The organism is Chthonomonas calidirosea T49, from assembly GCF_000427095.1.
Taxonomy (GTDB): domain Bacteria; phylum Armatimonadota; class Chthonomonadetes; order Chthonomonadales; family Chthonomonadaceae; genus Chthonomonas; species Chthonomonas calidirosea.
On sequence record NC_021487.1, the window covers coordinates 3222021 to 3237427 of the forward strand.

14 protein-coding genes and 1 tRNA gene are annotated in these 15407 nt (G+C 56.7%); 4 read left to right on the forward strand and 11 right to left on the reverse strand.

Features of this window, described 5'->3' with window-relative positions; translation table 11 throughout:
* Positions 1–147 precede the first annotated feature (147 nt).
* Positions 148–1746, forward strand: a complete 1599-nt coding sequence (locus CCALI_RS13525) for a UxaA family hydrolase (RefSeq protein ID WP_016484033.1) — start codon at positions 148–150, stop codon at positions 1744–1746.
* Between the two features lie 28 nt (positions 1747–1774).
* Complete coding sequence (locus tag CCALI_RS13530; protein ID WP_016484034.1) at positions 1775–4069, forward strand: DUF5060 domain-containing protein; 2295 nt, start codon at positions 1775–1777, stop codon at positions 4067–4069.
* A gap of 62 nt (positions 4070–4131) precedes the next feature.
* On the opposite strand, the gene leuD is transcribed toward CCALI_RS13530, so the two are convergent.
* From leuD to CCALI_RS13560, 6 genes are all read right to left on the reverse strand, one after another.
* Positions 4132–4770 carry a 3-isopropylmalate dehydratase small subunit gene (gene leuD, locus CCALI_RS13535; protein ID WP_016484035.1) on the reverse strand — a complete coding sequence of 213 codons (639 nt, stop codon included), beginning with the start codon at positions 4768–4770 and terminating at the stop codon, positions 4132–4134.
* A gap of 6 nt (positions 4771–4776) precedes the next feature.
* Entirely contained in the window at positions 4777–6222 is a 1446-nt protein-coding gene (leuC, locus tag CCALI_RS13540; RefSeq protein WP_044950598.1) for a 3-isopropylmalate dehydratase large subunit, read from the reverse strand.
* Entirely contained in the window at positions 6197–7018 is an 822-nt protein-coding gene (locus tag CCALI_RS13545; RefSeq protein WP_016484037.1) for a class I SAM-dependent methyltransferase, read from the reverse strand. Before CCALI_RS13545 ends, leuC begins: the two co-directional genes overlap by 26 nt.
* A gap of 8 nt (positions 7019–7026) precedes the next feature.
* Positions 7027–7560: a hypothetical protein gene (locus tag CCALI_RS13550; RefSeq protein WP_016484038.1), complete on the reverse strand. Its 534-nt coding sequence runs from the start codon at positions 7558–7560 to the stop codon at positions 7027–7029.
* On the reverse strand, positions 7557–8261 hold the full coding sequence (locus tag CCALI_RS13555) for an FCD domain-containing protein (RefSeq protein WP_044949297.1): 705 nt from the start codon (positions 8259–8261) through the stop codon (positions 7557–7559). Before CCALI_RS13555 ends, CCALI_RS13550 begins: the two co-directional genes overlap by 4 nt.
* 124 nt (positions 8262–8385) lie before the next feature.
* Complete coding sequence (locus tag CCALI_RS13560; protein ID WP_016484039.1) at positions 8386–8904, reverse strand: hypothetical protein; 519 nt, start codon at positions 8902–8904, stop codon at positions 8386–8388.
* A 303-nt stretch (positions 8905–9207) separates the two neighbouring features.
* On the opposite strand from CCALI_RS13560, the gene CCALI_RS13565 reads away from it, so the two are divergent.
* Positions 9208–9280: transfer RNA gene (locus CCALI_RS13565), tRNA-Arg, on the forward strand.
* Between the two features lie 152 nt (positions 9281–9432).
* On the forward strand, positions 9433–11115 hold the full coding sequence (locus CCALI_RS16515; protein ID WP_016484040.1) for a sensor domain-containing diguanylate cyclase/phosphohydrolase: 1683 nt from the start codon (positions 9433–9435) through the stop codon (positions 11113–11115).
* Positions 11116–11187: 72 nt separating this feature from the next.
* On the opposite strand, the gene larC is transcribed toward CCALI_RS16515, so the two are convergent.
* The 5 genes from larC to CCALI_RS13600 all read right to left on the reverse strand — a co-directional run bounded on the left by larC (position 11188) and on the right by CCALI_RS13600 (position 15350).
* A complete protein-coding gene (larC, locus tag CCALI_RS13580) occupies positions 11188–11961 on the reverse strand; it encodes a nickel pincer cofactor biosynthesis protein LarC (protein WP_016484041.1) in 774 nt (257 codons plus the stop codon).
* 9 nt (positions 11962–11970) lie between these two features.
* Positions 11971–12792: a 1,4-dihydroxy-6-naphtoate synthase gene (locus CCALI_RS13585; RefSeq protein ID WP_016484042.1), complete on the reverse strand. Its 822-nt coding sequence runs from the start codon at positions 12790–12792 to the stop codon at positions 11971–11973.
* A gap of 21 nt (positions 12793–12813) precedes the next feature.
* Positions 12814–13032, reverse strand: a complete 219-nt coding sequence (locus tag CCALI_RS13590; protein ID WP_016484043.1) for a CDGSH iron-sulfur domain-containing protein — start codon at positions 13030–13032, stop codon at positions 12814–12816.
* An 87-nt stretch (positions 13033–13119) separates the two neighbouring features.
* On the reverse strand, positions 13120–14304 hold the full coding sequence (locus CCALI_RS13595) for a glycosyltransferase family 4 protein (protein WP_016484044.1): 1185 nt from the start codon (positions 14302–14304) through the stop codon (positions 13120–13122).
* Between the two features lie 47 nt (positions 14305–14351).
* The gene (locus CCALI_RS13600) at positions 14352–15350 is read right to left on the reverse strand and encodes a bifunctional heptose 7-phosphate kinase/heptose 1-phosphate adenyltransferase (RefSeq protein ID WP_016484045.1); all 999 of its coding nucleotides are present in this window, start codon (positions 15348–15350) and stop codon (positions 14352–14354) included.
* Positions 15351–15407 lie beyond the last annotated feature (57 nt).

Here is a 15407-nt window from a genome sequence, read left to right on the forward strand (position 1 = left end):
GTACGCAACAAGGATAGCCCTGCAACGACGAGTGACCTGTTGCCTAATATTATACGCGAAGCGAAGAGGCGATTTACCCCATCGAGCAGGAAGACGCTGCCGTTCCAGCGAATAGTAAACCAAAAATACGCGTCGCTGGAGTTCGCTTTGACACAACGCCTAGAAGCCCAGATATTGCAGGAGGTCGCTCTTCTCTTGCGAGAAGAGGACGACGTTGCCGTGGCACGCCGATCATTAGAGAAAGGAACCCCGATCGTGCATGAGGCGCGGACGTTCCTGTTGCGAGATGACATTCCGGCGGGGCATAAACTTGCTGTGAGAGACCACCGAGTGGGTGAGCCGTTGCGCAAATATGGGCAGATCATCGGGTTTGCCACCGCAGATATCGCCCAAGGCGATTGGGTGCACACCCACAACCTCGGCTTTGGGAAAGGGGAAGGAAGCGGCGAAACCGCATTGCAACTGCCTCTCGAATTTTGTACCGAGGTGCCGACGGTTGACTACGTGGGAGAAGCGGAGCGACGTTCGTTCAGGGGGTATCGCCGTGCCGATGGGCGTGTGGGCACGAGAAACTATGTGGCCATCATCTCCACGGTGAACTGCTCCGCCTCCACCGTGCGTGCCATTGCCGACCACTTTCGAGGCGAAGCCTTACACGATTTTCCGGAAGTGGATGGGGTCATTCCACTTATCCATAAAAGTGGCTGCGGGCAACATTTGGGCGGCGAAGACTACAAGCAGCTGCAGCGCACTTTGGCCGGGTTTGCGAACCATCCCAACGTGGGCGGATGCCTTTTGGTGGGGTTGGGATGTGAAGTGAATCAGCCGGACGCGTTGGTGCAAAACACAGGGCTTGTGCCCGCTGGCCAGATCGCGATAGGCCATGTAGAGCCACCCCCCATTTTCGTTATTCAAGAGACGGGAGGGGTGCGTAAAACCACTCAAGCCGGCGTAGAAGCCACCCTCAAGTTGCTACGTCGCGCCAATCAGGCTCGCCGAACCGACTGCCCAGTTTCCGAGCTGATCGTTGGAACCAACTGTGGCGGCAGCGACGGCAACTCAGGCATTACCGCAAACCCCGCGTTGGGCTTGGCTGGAGACATGTTCGTGCGTCAAGGGGCCGGTTGGGTGCTGGCGGAGACCACGGAGACCTACGGGGCGGAGCACCTATTGACGCGACGGGCGGTCACTAGAGAGGTCGCCGAGAAGCTTGTGGCCCTCATGCGTTGGTGGGAATGGTATACCGGTGTCTGGGGGGCGACCATAGATGCGAACCCCACTCCCGGCAACAAAAAAGGGGGCATTACCACCATCTATGAAAAATCGCTTGGCGCAGTGGCCAAAGCGGGCTCTACGCCGCTTGTGGAAGTCTATCCCTATGCGGCCCGCATCACCAAAAAGGGGCTTACTTTCATGGATACGCCGGGCTACGACCCCGTTTCTGTCACCGGTTTGGTGGCCGGTGGTTGTAACCTCATCGCCTTCACGACTGGGCGAGGTTCATGTCTTGGGTTTAAGCCGACTCCCGTTCTCAAAATCGCCTCGAATACAGCGCTATATGAACGTATGCAGGAGGATATGGATATCAACGCTGGAGCGATCCTCGATGGCGTTCCCATGGAGGATGTGGCGCGCGAAATCTTCGAGGCGTTGATCGCTGTAGCTAGCGGTAAGAAGACGAAAAGTGAGCTGCAAGGGCTTGGCGAGGAGGAGTTTGCGCCCTGGACTTTAGGGCCGGTGATGTAGGCTAGCATGGAGAAAGGATGTTATGGGTATGAACCGATCGCAAAAGAATATAGCTTTGCTCATAGGGGCTTTATGCCTCTGCTGCTTCCCGCTCACTGCCAAAGCCATTGCGTTGAAGGCAGCGACGCCTAACCGCACCGAGGTGCCTTGTTATGAAAAGTATGAGCTAACACTCGACCTTCATACCGACGCTAAAAACCCTTTCGACCCCGATGAGATCGATGTAGAGGCCGATTTCACAGGGCCGCAAGGTCTGCATTTCCGTGTGCCCGGTTTTCTCTACCAGCCCTTTACCACCCGAATGCAGGGGAATGAAGAGCAGATGGTGCCCACCGGCGCTCCTGTGTGGATGGTGCGTTTTGCACCGAACCGTGTGGGACGGTGGACCTGCCGAATCTCCGCGCACGATGCCTCGGGCACGGTCGTCCTGCCGTTGCTTCACTTTACCTGCGTGCCCTCAAGCTCGCCGGGATTCATCCGCCGCGATCCGCACAATCCTTTTCTCTTTGCCTACTCCAACGGCAAGCCCTATTTCCCTGTGGGAGAGGACATGTGCTGGGCGGGTTCTGGCGGTTCCACCGAGTTTAACCGCTGGCTGGCCGATCTTAGCGCCCATGGAGGGAACTGGATTCGGCTTTGGATGTTTCATTGGCATCATACCGACATCGAATGGAGCGGCCCGCCGCCAGGAGAGGGGGAGGATCGTTTTATAGGAACGCACGGTTTGGGCTACTACGCGCTCGATAACGCCTGGATGGTGGATAGAATTCTCGATCTGGCTGCGAAGTACCATGTGAACGTCATGCTCTGCTTGGGCACCTATGGCGAGTTCACAACCGGAGGCTACTTTAATGAAGGCATGTGGGCCCAAAACCCCTACAACGCTGCCAACGGCGGCCCCTGTCAAAAACCAGACGACTTTTGGACCAACCCCATAGCACAAAAGTACTATCAGCAGCGCTTGCGCTATCTAGCGGCACGCTACGGTTGGCGAACGAATCTCTTCGGATGGGAGTTTTGGAACGAGGCCAACCCACCCGCCAGCTGGGTGCAGATGATGGGCGATTATCTCAAAGGAATGGGACCCGACGCAGGCCACCCCGCCGATCCCTACCGTCATCTCGTTAGCACCACCTACGGAAACCCGGCCATCTGGCAGCTGCCGGAAGTGGATTTTACAATGACGCATAACTACGGCACCGGAAATATCCCCGATTGGGCGCCGGTGGTACATACGGACGCCCTTGAAAATCGAAAATACGGCAAACCGCATTTTATGGCCGAGTTCGGCATAGACTGGCGATCGTCTGATGCAAAATACGACCCAGAAGGCAAAGGAGTAAACCTCCACAACGCGCTATGGTCTTCCATCGTATCTGGCGACGCCGCTACCGCCATGATCTGGTGGTGGAACAATTATGTTGCCCCGAAGCACCTCTACTCTCTGTTCGACGCGCCCGCCAAGTTCATCGCTTCGGTACCGTGGCAAGAGGGCACTTGGCAGCCAGCAAATTGCGATCAACCACAAACATTGGGACAAAAGCCCGTTTTTTACGATGCCGTCTTCACGCCGCAACTTGGTTGGGAACGTTCAGCGGAGAACTTTACGCTGACATCGGCAGGCACGGTGATAGGGGGCGCCTTGCCAACGTATCTCTTTAGCCCAGGTAAGCCCGATCTACGAAGCGTTCCCACCTTCCATGTGCATTTCAGCCGGCCGGGGCGATTCGTCCTTCACATCTACCAAGTTTCCAATTTCGCCAATCTACGCGTGCTCCTCGATGGCAAACCCGTGGCGGAGTTCGATCTACCTGCTGCCCCGCCCAAAAACGGACAAAAGCCAGAGTATAAGGAGACGCAGTTTGAGCCTCAGTACAACATCTATTTGGCCACTTACGACAAAGACTACGGTATCGAGGTGCCTGCCGGAGATCATACGATTACTCTGGACGTTGTGGATGGTGACTGGCTAAGCCTCCACTCCATGATACTGACCAACTACCTCGATGGGCACTATGCCCCGCTAGATTGCTATGCGCTTACCAACGGCAAAATGGCGCTGCTATGGGTTCAGAACAAGGCCTATAACTGGTTGAACGTCTATGAGAACCACCCCATTCCGCCTGTGGAGGCCACAACCACAGTGCTGCACGGGCTACCGAATGGGCGCTATCAGGTGCAGTGGTGGGATACCATAACCGGCAAGATAACGGGTACGACCGAAGTTCTTTGCCACGATGGCCGACTTTCTCTCTCGCTCCCGTCCATAGCGACCGATCGGGCCGCCAAGATACTGCCCCTCAACACCACGGCTCATCGCTAAAAGGTCTACCAGCGTTAGCTGGTAGACCCCAACAAGCCGTTTCTGTTGTCCTCTGCGTCTCTCTAAGAGACGCCGCTCTCTTGCGCTTCTGCTGCCACACCACGAAGCCAAGTAGGGCGGCGCTTCTCGAAGGCCGCGATATCGGCTTCGTGCTGAAGGGTAAGCCCGATGTCGTCCAGACCATGCAGCAGGCAGTGCCGTCGGAAGGGGTCAATTTCGAAGGTTGCGCTGAACCCCTCCTCGTCGGAAACCGTTTGGGCTTCGAGGTCTACGGTTAGCCGATAGCCCGGACGCTCTTCGGCGATACGCAAGAGTTGGGCGACCGTCTCTTCGGGAAGGCGAACGGGCAGAAGGCCATTCTGAAAGCAGTTGTTGTAGAAAATGTCGGCGAAGGAAGGTGCAATGATGGCCCGGAACCCGTAGTCCATAAGCGCCCACGGGGCGTGTTCACGAGAGGAGCCGCATCCAAAGTTCCTTCCGGTTACCAAAATCGTAGCGCCCTGATAAGCTGGGGCATTAAGCACGAAGTTGGGGTCTGGCGTCTTTCCATCCGGCAGGTAGCGCCAATCGTAAAACAGAAACTGTCCAAAGCCTGTTCGCTCGATGCGCTTGAGGAACTGCTTTGGGATAATCTGGTCGGTATCCACGTTAACCCGATTCAGCGGGGCCACAACTCCCGTTACTTTGCGAAAAGGTTGCATCGTTTCCTACTCCCATTCTCTAACGTCAACGAAATGGCCGGCAATGGCAGCAGCGGCGGCCATGGCCGGGCTCACCAGATGTGTGCGACCACCCTTACCCTGTCGGCCTTCGAAGTTGCGGTTGGAGGTTGATGCGCAACGCTCACCGGGTTGGAGGATGTCTGGATTCATTCCCAAACACATGGAGCACCCGGCCTCACGCCACTCGAAGCCGGCCTCTTTGAAGATTCGGTCTAGTCCTTCTGCCTCAGCCTGCAGTTTCACTCCGGTCGAGCCGGGAACGACCATCGCGCGCACGCGCGGGTGGACTCGTTTGCCGCGCACAATTTCGGCGGCAGCGCGTAGGTCGGCAAGCCGTCCATTGGTGCAAGAGCCAATGAACACGCGGTCTATCGGAATCTCTTGAATGGGGGTGCCGGGTTGGAGGCCCATATACTCTAAGGCGCGCACCGCTGCCCGGCGCTTTCCTTCGTCGGCAAACTGATCGGGGTCGGGAACGCAGCCCGACACGGGCACCACCATCTCTGGACTGGTGCCCCAGCTTACGTAGGGTTCAATCTGTTCGCCCTGAAGGCAGACGGTGGCATCGAATACGGCATCGGGATCGGTGGGCAGGCTTTGCCACCACGCCAGCGCCCGTTCCCATTCGGCTCCTTTTGGGGCGAAGGGGCGCCCTTCAAGCCACGCGAACGTTTTGTGGTCGGGGGCGATCATGCCGGCGCGCGCTCCGGCCTCGATGGACATGTTGCAGATGGTCATACGCCCTTCCATCGAGAGCGACTGGATGACATCCCCGCGGTATTCCACGGCATAGCCGGTTGCCCCATCGGTGCCAATTTTGCCGATGATGGCCAGAATCACGTCTTTGGCGGTGACGCCGCGGCCGAGAGTGCCGTCTACGCGAATCTCCATGGTTTTAGGGCGTTTCTGCGGCAGGCACTGTGTGGCCAGCACGTGTTCCACCTCGCTGGTGCCAATGCCGAAGGCAAGGGCGCCAAACGCGCCGTGCGTACTGGTGTGGCTGTCGCCGCACACAATCGTCATGCCGGGTTGCGTAAGACCTAGCTCCGGCCCGATCACGTGAACGATGCCTTGACGACGGCTGTGAATGCCGTAGAGGGTAATGCCAAACTCCTTACAGTTCCGCTCCAAAGTCTCCATCTGGGCGCGAGAGATGGGGTCGGCCACGGGCAGGTTGCGATCGGTGGTTGGCACATTATGATCCATCGTCGCCACGGTGAGATCGGGACGACGCACTTTTCGTCCGGCCAATCGCAGACCTTCAAAAGCCTGCGGAGAGGTCACTTCATGGACGAGATGTAGGTCAATATAGAGCAGCGTCGGCTCTCCCTCGGCCTCTCGCACCACATGTGCTTCCCAAATTTTTTCGAACATCGTTTTTGGCAAGGCGATCACCTCACTTTCTTTAGGATGTAGAGATAGATGCTTCATTGTGCCTGTAGGCACGGAGAAGAACACGCGGCCAGGCAAAGGCGATATCTCCATCTGGCGTTGCAGCAATGGAAAAACACTGTTTGGCCTCATCGGGCAGATGGGTTTCAAACAGAGACCTCAGTTGCGCTATCTGCTCCTCCGTGCAGCCGGCCTTGTGTACCCATTCCGAAAAGCGCAGCGGAATGGCCTCTGTTTTCACCTCGCAGACATCGGTTTGAAAGCCTGCGCGATAGAGCATCTGCCGCCACTCCAACTCCGTGTAGTTACGAACGTGGGAGGGGTCACGAAGCGTCTCCACTTGTTGCATCCACTCTGCCGCCGCTAAGTTTGCTGGGGCCGTCGTGTCCGCGATCAGCAAGTAGCCTTGGGGCTTTAACACTCTGTGCGCTTCCCGCAGAAAGGCCGGCACCGAGGTAAAGTGGTGCGCCGCCAAGCGGCAGGTAACCCGGTGAAAGGAGTCGTTGGGTAGGGGAAGTTGTTCGACGGAGGCCAGGTGGAACTCTATGTTAGTTAGCCCTCTCTCACGGGCCTGATGTGCCGCCTGTACGAGCATCGCTTCCGAAACGTCAACGCCAACGATGTGCTGTACATAGGGCGCAATGGCAAGGGCAGTGAAGCCGGTGCCTGTGGCCGCATCGAGAACCACGTGGTGCGGTTGCGGCTCGGCGAGGCGAACGAGGGTGGCTAGCGTCTCCGCACTCCAGCTGTTCCAGCGGGCATCGTAATGGGCCGCTTGTCGGTTAAACTGCTCTTTCGCCGAACGGGCCGGGCGCCACGGGTTTTTGTGAGGCATGGAGCTGTCTATTCCTTCGTTAAAATTCGCGCCAAAGAGAAAATGGTGCCCAGGCACCATCGAACGCCATCTATAGCGCGCTCTCGACGGTAAGGCTCTTTGCTGAGAAAATCTCCGTAGACACGGTACTGATCCACGTGTTTGCCGAGGTCGGCCAACACGTCGAACGCGGGTGGAAGCGGGATGCCGAGCGCAGTAAGGGTGCGGGCGCACCAGTCTAAGAAGTTCGCGATGACCTGCTCGTTGTCTTCATCATGATAGGCTAGCAAATGCAGGGTGCGCGCAGCATCTATGAGATAGACGTTTTCCAAGGAGAGCGGGCGGCGAAACTGCACCGGTATGTCGGCCAACGCAAAGGCCTGTGGGGCCAACTCGATGTGAGTGAAAAGTATCACCTGATCTTCCAGAAGCAGAGGCTGCAACTCCTGGTCCTGTTCCAGCAGGAAGGTGTAGAAGTTGGGCACTTCGCTGCGCCCATCGGTGCGTAGCCCTACGAGGTAGATGTCGGTTATCTGCGACGGCATGCTACTCGCCTCGGTCACAAGGATACCTCCTGGTAGAGGGGCGCCTGCTGTTGATGCACCTGAAGAATCGAATCGAGCAGTTTCGCTGAAAGCCTATAGGCGGCTTTTTCGTCCTGCAGGGCGATGGCTTTGGCAAGCTGTTCATGCAGACGCGCCTGCTGTTCTGTGGTGCCGGAGAGGGCGATAACGTCGCACAGCGCTTCGCGATGGACGCTTAGAAAGGAGCGGACGAGGTCCACAAAAACCCCATTTCCGGCAGCTTCTGCAATGGTAATATGAAATGCGATGTCGGCTTCGAGCAGGCCTTGAGCGTCGTTGCGGAGGCGGCAGCGCTCCCGCTCCGCAAGAAGGTCGGTGAGACGCTGGAGTTGGGCTTCATTACGGCGAATAGCGGCCAGGCGGGCGCTTTCCGGCTCAAGCGCTCGCCGTACCTCATAGACCTCCACGATATGGGCGCGCCGAAGGCGCTCGGTAAGGGTCTCCTGTTCCTGAGGGAGGGCACAGACAAAAGTGCCCTGGCCTTGCTTTACCTGCAGTAGGCCGGAGTGGGCGAGGGCGCGAATCGCCTCTCGCACGGTCGAGCGCCCCACTTGCAAGGCGTTCATCAGCTCCGGTTCCGCGGGCAGACGGCTTCCCACAGGGTACTCGCCGTTGGCGATGCCTTCCCGAAGACGCTGAATGACCTGTTCAACCAGTTGTCGGCGTTGGATGGGTTCGATGTTAGAACTCCAATCATCAGATCGTCAGATGTTTAGGCATTATACATGCTGTGCTATCGGCGTGTCAAGCCCTCTAGGAGACTGTCGCTTCTACAGGCGAGATGGGAGCTCTCAATTACACGCTCTAGTCGAGCATGGGGCCGAACGGGGTACGAAAGCGTATGCGGCAGGAAACAGCGTAACGCGAGTCCTCAACGATGATATGGAAAGGCGCTTTCTGATAGGGCAGAACGGGGTCGAGCACAATGGGGGCCGTTTCGACGTCGAGTGGCAGACCTTTCGAATCCAGCAGCTCCACAACGGCCTGCACATGGTGCAGGGGGTAGGGAGTTAGGTTTTGAAAGCTCCCCGTCACCGATACGAATCCCTCTTGACGTTTGGCCTCGGCAGTGCAGAGACGAACGGAAGCATTTGGGGTTGTGGAAGGAGCCGAGAGAGGCAGGAGAGAGGCATGGAGCTGAAAGACCTTTTGGTCGAGTACAACGCCGGCTTCTAGGGCCACGAGCACGGTAAAGCTGAACACAAGGAGGCGAAGAGGGCGATGAGGTTTTGGCTGCCGTGGGGCAGGAGGTTTCGGCTGCGGTTGAGGCTGAGTGGGGCTTTTCTCTGCCCAAATCGGTGATGCGAACGCCGGTAAGTTCATAAGAAACCATGTCTCCTTCCATCGTGGGGCGGAGCGCCCTAGGATGCAACAAGTATACTATTGTAGGTAGATACTTGTCAACTACTTTATTGTGATTTTTCGTTCTAAAATCGGCGTTATTATAAGTTGCCCTGTGTTGTTGTGTTGTGCCTTGGGCTTCGTAGCGCCAAGTCCCTATCTAAATACGTTTGAAGGGTTCGTGCGGTCTTCATTGAAGTTGGGAAGGAAATAGCCTATTAAGCCACAACCCTTGACATTTTCAGGAACTACTCAGTATACTAGCGGTGCCTCTCGCCAATTTGTGCGCCCGTAGCTCAGCGGATAGAGCGACAGGTTGCGGACCTGTAGGTCGGGAGTTCGAGTCTCTCCGGGCGCGCTTTCCGCAAGGTTACCGTGTTTTGGCTTCTCCTCCTAAAGTCTTTCTCCTTGCCTGCCAAAAATAACCTCATTGACCCGATGCCGCGCCGCATCGTTGTTTGGTGGCCTTGCTGCCCTGCAACCAACTTTTGCTGATGGAGATGTACAGAGATGGCAGCATCGGTTTCCCTTCCTTGGAACGAAGAGGCTCGACTGTGTGCGTTGTATCACTATGCGTTGCTCGACACATTGCCCGAACGCGAGTTTGACGACCTTGTGCTACTTGCCGCTCAGATTTGCAAAGTACCCATTAGTCTCATTAGCCTTATTGATCGCGATCGGCAGTGGTTTAAAGCGCGCTTAGGCGTGGAGGTGCAGGAGACACCGCGCGAGCTGGCCTTCTGCAACTACACCATTCTCTCTCACCGTCTGCTCGTTGTGCCCGATGCGCGTAAAGACCCTCGCTTTCAGCAACACCCCTTCGTAATCGGCCCGCCCTACATTCGTTTTTATGCCGGTGCTCCGCTTATCACCTCCGATGGCTATGCGTTAGGAACGCTGTGCGTTCTAGACACCGTGCCACGAAGGTTACGCAAAGCCCAACAGGAGGCCCTCCTGGCGCTAGCCCGACAGATTATGAGTCAGATAGAGCTGCGCTTTCAAAGAAGGATGCTTGAAAAACAGGCCGCCACCGACTTCCTTACAGGGGTGGGTAATGTGCGGTACTTGAGGGAGCAGCTGGATGAACTCTTTTGGCAGGCCCGTAGAGGTCGGCAACCGCTCTCACTGGTGATGGTGGATGTAGATCATTTCAAGGCCTATAACGACACCTTTGGTCACCTGCAAGGCGATCTTGTGCTCCAAAAGCTAGCCTCCATTTTACAGGCCCAGCTCCGGGCCGGGGATGTGCTAGGACGCTATGGGGGAGAAGAGTTCATGGTAATACTGCCCCAAACCGACAAAGACACAGCCACATCCCTTGCAGAGCGTCTGCGATGTGCCGTGGAGCGATACCCATGGCTTTTACGCCCCATAACGGCAAGCTGCGGGGTCGCTACCCTATGCGATGAGGTGAAGGATGTGAACGAGCTTGTTGAAGAGGCCGACCAGGCGCTCTACATTTCGAAACATCTGGGCCGCAACCGGGTAACCCATTACGAGGCAATGGCGTTGGAGGAGGAGCTTGCTGAGCTGCTTTCGGCGGCGGAGATGCCGGCTTGTTTCCCTTCAGAGCGGTTGAGGCAACGGCTCTATCGGCATCTCGAACGAGTCTACAGTGCGACTATCGAGGGATGGTCGCGCATTCTCGATCTGCGCGATAAGGAGACGGAAGGGCATAGCCAACGCGTGACGGAGCTCTCGCTGCGTTTGGCCGAACAGATGGGCTTTTCCGACCGTCAGCTTCTTTATGTGCGATGGGGGGCTTTACTGCACGATATTGGAAAGATAGGCATTCCGGATAGCATTCTCCATAAAGCCGGCCCACTAACGGAAGAGGAGTGGGCGATCATGCGGCGTCATCCGGAGTATGCCTACGAGATGCTCTCCTCCATTCCCTTCTTACGCCCGGCTTTAGATATTCCCTACTGCCATCATGAACGTTGGGACGGCAGTGGCTACCCGCGCGGGCTTCGCGGGGAGGAGATACCGTTGGCCGCTCGCATCTTTGCGGTAGTGGACGTATGGGATGCTCTTCGTTCCGATAGACCATACCGCAAAGGGTGGCCGGAAGAGAAGGTATTGGAGTATCTGCGCGATCAGTCTGGGCATCACTTTGATCCGGCGGTCGTTACCAAATTCTTCGAGCTGATCGGCAAGCAGGCCTATCCTCAGGAGCAACGGAAGGCGGCCTAAGAGAGGTTTGGAGAGATGTGGGCGTGTGGACACCCCTTCGGTGCGCGAGGGCTGTTGAGCAAAACAAGCCCATCAAAGCGTATGACCTGCCCTTTCAAGGTCAGCGGGGGTAAGCTCTTCGGCGAGGCACAATCGCAGCAGGTTTGGCTGCTCGGTATCTCTTCTGCCAGCACCATAGCCTACGTTCAGCAGGCGCAGCGGAGGAAAGCCAAGGACATGGCCTTGGGCGTCCCTCTCCACAAACTCCGCCAAAATGGCGGCACCCGTGGGGGTAATAAGCTCCTCGTTGCGGGGATCGAAACGAAGCGTAAAACCGCTTAACAGCTCCAGAGTAGCCGGTGCCGGCACGGGCATCTGGCCGTGTGCGCACTCCACCCAGCCGCTGTTGTAGGGCAGGGGAGAGCAGTAGACCTTTTCCACACCCAACATCTCCAGCCCAATGCAAGCGCCCACAATATCCACAATGGCATCCACCGCACCCACCTCATGGAAATGGATGGCCTCGGGGGTAGTGGCGTGGATTTTGGCCTCCGCGTTGGCCAAACGGGTAAAAACCGCAAGAGCCCGATGGCGAACCTTCTCCGGCAACTGGCTTCGCTCCAGTATTTCGGCGATGTCGGAAAGGTGGCGCCCATGACCGGTATCAGCCTCATGGAGTTTTACCTCCACCGACACCGCCGAGATGCCCTGCTTTTTTACCGTGGAGATGGCGATGTCGTAACCAGGCACCTGCAGCTGATCTAAGGCGGCACGCCAAGCTTGCGGGTCTACACCCGCATGAAGCAGGGCGCCCAATATCATATCTCCACTGATGCCACTAAAGCAATCAAAACAGGCGATTCGCACGGTGTTTCTCTATCCTTTCACTTCAGGTTTTTCGCTAGGCGCTATTGGCGGGGACGGCGCTTTTTGGTAGCGCACCAGGTAGTCAATGGCTTTCATGCCTTCCTCGCCAAGGTCGTCGGAGTAGTCGTTCACATAGAGCTGGATATGCGAGGCGATAACCTCGTCCTCAAGGTCTTGAGCATGCTGTTTACAAAGATCGAATATCTCCTCGTAGTGGGCATAGGCGTAGCGCAGGCTTGCTCGAATAAGGTCGGTAAAGGTCGAAGCAAGGTTTAGGCTCCGCCGTGCCAAAATCGTTCCCAGGGGGATCGGATAGCCCGTGTGTTGCTCCCAGTAAGCTCCCAGATCCTGAATAAGATGCAGGCCATCGCGGGCGTAGGTGAAACGCTTTTCGTGGATCACCACGCCTTGAGTGGCCTCTCCACGGCACAAGGCGTTGTAGAGCCTGTCGAAAGGTAGGTAGATTTTCGGCAAAGGCCGCTTCGCGTAGAAGTCGAGCAACAGATTCGCCGTGGTATGCTCTCCTGGCACCAAGGTGACGCGTTCTGGTTGCCACTGGCCGTCCGTCGAAAGCAGCAGCGGCCCTACACCGCGCCCCAGCGCCCCACCAGCGGGCAAGATGGTGTACTGTTCTTGACAGAAGGGGTAGGCAGCGCAGCTTATCTTCACGACATCGAAGACCGCTTGCTGCGCAGCCTGATTGAGCGTTTCCACGTCCTGCAGATCGAATCGGAACTGCAGTCCTTCGCATCCCACCTTGCCCAGCATCAGCGCGCCAAAGATGAAAACATCGTTCGGGCAGGGGGAGATACCTATTTGAACGACTTGCATAGGATACTGTAAAACAGGAGCTTACTCTTCTTTCGGGCGCACTTTATGACAGAAGCCCGTATCGTCGTGGCTGCCGTCGCAAAAGGGTTTGTCGTTAGAGTGGCCGCATCGGCAGAGATAGAGGGTCTCCTCTTCGTCGTAAGTGGCGATCACTTTGCCGAATTCATTGTACACGGTGACAGGCCCCTGGATTTCAATGGGCCCGTCGTCAAAAACGGTCACTTTCACCGGCTCAGGCATTCTCAGCTCATACCTCCCTAAAGATCTCCCCTCTATTTTACCGCCATTCCCGCCAAAGCAAGCGATCTGCCTTACTGTCTTACGAATTTACTGAAGGCGGTGGGATTGGATGGCCATGTCGTAGACTTGAAGTATGCGCGGAAGCACAACCGACCAGTCGTAGTGCTGCTGCACGTACGCTTGGCACTCGGCAGGACTCGGAAAGGCGATATCCCCCGACAGAATGCGTTGCAGCCTCTCGGTTAAGGCCTCCTCCGTTGCCGCTTCGGTAACCCATTCGGGGCGAAACGGACGCACGACTTCCGGCAGGCCTCCCACGGGGGTAACGAGCACGGGGGTGCCTGCCGCCAACGATTCGATGGTGATGAGGCCAAAACCTTCAAGCGAAAGGGTAGGCACCACGGTGAAATCCGCGGCTCGGTAGGCTATTGGAAGCTGTTCATCGGGTAAAAAACCCAGCAGGCGCGCATGCGCTTCTATCTGGAGCTGATGGATCAGGGCCTCGAGCTCTTGGCGCAAAGGCCCTTTGCCCGCAACCAGCACAAGGAGGTTGGGGTAACGCGATTTTAAGTGGGCGATAGCCTGCAGCAGCAGCTCAATCCCCATCCGCCTCTGCAGGCGGCGCACCACGAGAATAATATTTCTGTCCTGAGGCCAATTCAGCTGCTTACGCGCCTCCTGTTTCGTTAGATTTGGGGAGGCATACTGTTTTAGATCAATGCCACCGGGGATAATGTGGATGCGCTCTTTTGCGATCTCGTACTGGTCTGCAAGTATCTCTTGAAAGGCTTTTGAGAGCACAATGAAGTGCTGCGCCTTTTTATAGACCGCGCGTTCAAGGCTTTTTTTGAGGCGTATCGTGAGGCCGTGCTCTTTTTCCGCGCCGCCTTCCAGCGCCCAAGGGCCGTGAAAATGGAACACGAAAGGCTTTCCCTGAAGCACATCAAGGGCCGGAAACGTGTAGAGAGCAAAATGGGATACAACGACATCCGGCTGAAACGTTTGAACGGCTTCCCGAATGGCTCGACGGGCTGCCAAAAGGCGCTTCAGCACGGAGCACTGTGCGTCTGCATAGGCAATGGCCTGTTGTTTGGTCTGCTGCGCCACATTGTCCGTCCCGACCACAAGCCCTCTAAGAGTAAGTTCTGTTGGGTAGTGGCTCTGTAGGCGGTTAAACAGCTCATAGTAGACGCGGTTTAGCCCACCAGGTTGCTCAGGAAACCATCCCATCCCTATTAGAAGGATGCGACGTTTAGAAGTAGGGTCGGCCATCTATCGCCTTTCGGAAAAGTAGAGTAGGGTTTATACAGCTATCTCTTTTATCTTTGGTCCCAATCGTCGAGCAGCTCTTCAGGTGAAACGGTGGCAACACCCACCTTCCGAACCGCACAGGCCCCTGCATGGTTGGCGATACAGGCGGCTTCCAACGGAGTGGCGCCGCAGAGGAGGGCAAGAGTGAACGCGCTGATAGTGGTGTCGCCCGCGCCTGCCACATCGTACACCTCAATGGCATGGGCGGGAACGTGGCAATGCTCACCGCTTTTGCACCAGTAAGCCAAACCGCGAGGCCCGAGAGTGGTGACGAGGATATCAACCTGAAGTTGTGCGCGCAGCTGGGCGCCATAGGTGGCTAACTCGTGATCTTGGAGGGGTATCGGGCCGGCCAGCTCTTCGGTTTCCGCTTGGTTGAGGGAAAGAACGGTCGCACCGGAGAACCAGTGTGCGGAAGCCGGCTTTGGGTTAGCGATTACCGGAAGCGAAAAACGTTTTGCCGAGGCCATGATGGTGGATATGGTATGGGGTGACAGGGCCCCTTTGCGATAGTCGGAGAGGACGACCGCGTCCACCTGATGCAAGCTTTCGCCTACCTGAAGGGCGAGTTGCTCCTGCAGAGGGAGGGGCGCCTCATGGGTTCGTTCCCTGTCAACCCGCAGCACCTGCTGATGCTGAGCGATGATGCGCGTTTTGCGCGTGGTTGGCCGAGAGGGATCAACGAGAACCGCATTGATATAGATGCCCGCCTCTTGGATAGTGTCCACAAGGTTTTTGCCTATTTCATCCTCTCCAATGAAGCCGGCAAGGTAGACTTTTGCTCCCAAAGCATGTAAATTGTTGGCGACGTTCGCGGCACCACCGGGTTTGATCTCCTCCTTTTGCACCTCCACGATCATCACCGGGCTTTCGGGCGAGATCCGACGAACTTGGCCGCGCAGATACTCATCGGCCATGATGTCCCCAACCACGAGTACCCTGCAAGCAGCGAATTGATGAACGAGGCGCTCGTAGCGCTCTTTAGAAAGCAGATGATTACCGATCACGGATATAAAATACCTCAAGAGAGAGGGAGGAGAGGCTTACCGCTATGGAAGGGTTAC

Bases quoted from the DNA above. Each gene is read 5' to 3' on its own strand.
- CCALI_RS13585 (WP_016484042.1), bottom strand. From the start codon at position 12,792: ATGCAAGTCGTTCAAATAGGTATCTCCCCCTGCCCGAACGATGTTTTC.
- CCALI_RS13590 (WP_016484043.1), bottom strand. From the start codon at position 13,032: ATGCCTGAGCCGGTGAAAGTGACCGTTTTTGACGACGGGCCCATTGAA.
- CCALI_RS13530 (WP_016484034.1), top strand. From the start codon at position 1,775: ATGAACCGATCGCAAAAGAATATAGCTTTGCTCATAGGGGCTTTATGC.
- CCALI_RS16515 (WP_016484040.1), top strand. From the start codon at position 9,433: ATGGCAGCATCGGTTTCCCTTCCTTGGAACGAAGAGGCTCGACTGTGT.
- CCALI_RS13560 (WP_016484039.1), bottom strand. From the start codon at position 8,904: ATGAACTTACCGGCGTTCGCATCACCGATTTGGGCAGAGAAAAGCCCC.
- leuC (WP_044950598.1), bottom strand. From the start codon at position 6,222: ATGAAGCATCTATCTCTACATCCTAAAGAAAGTGAGGTGATCGCCTTG.
- CCALI_RS13545 (WP_016484037.1), bottom strand. From the start codon at position 7,018: ATGCCTCACAAAAACCCGTGGCGCCCGGCCCGTTCGGCGAAAGAGCAG.
- CCALI_RS13595 (WP_016484044.1), bottom strand. From the start codon at position 14,304: ATGGCCGACCCTACTTCTAAACGTCGCATCCTTCTAATAGGGATGGGA.
- leuD (WP_016484035.1), bottom strand. From the start codon at position 4,770: ATGCAACCTTTTCGCAAAGTAACGGGAGTTGTGGCCCCGCTGAATCGG.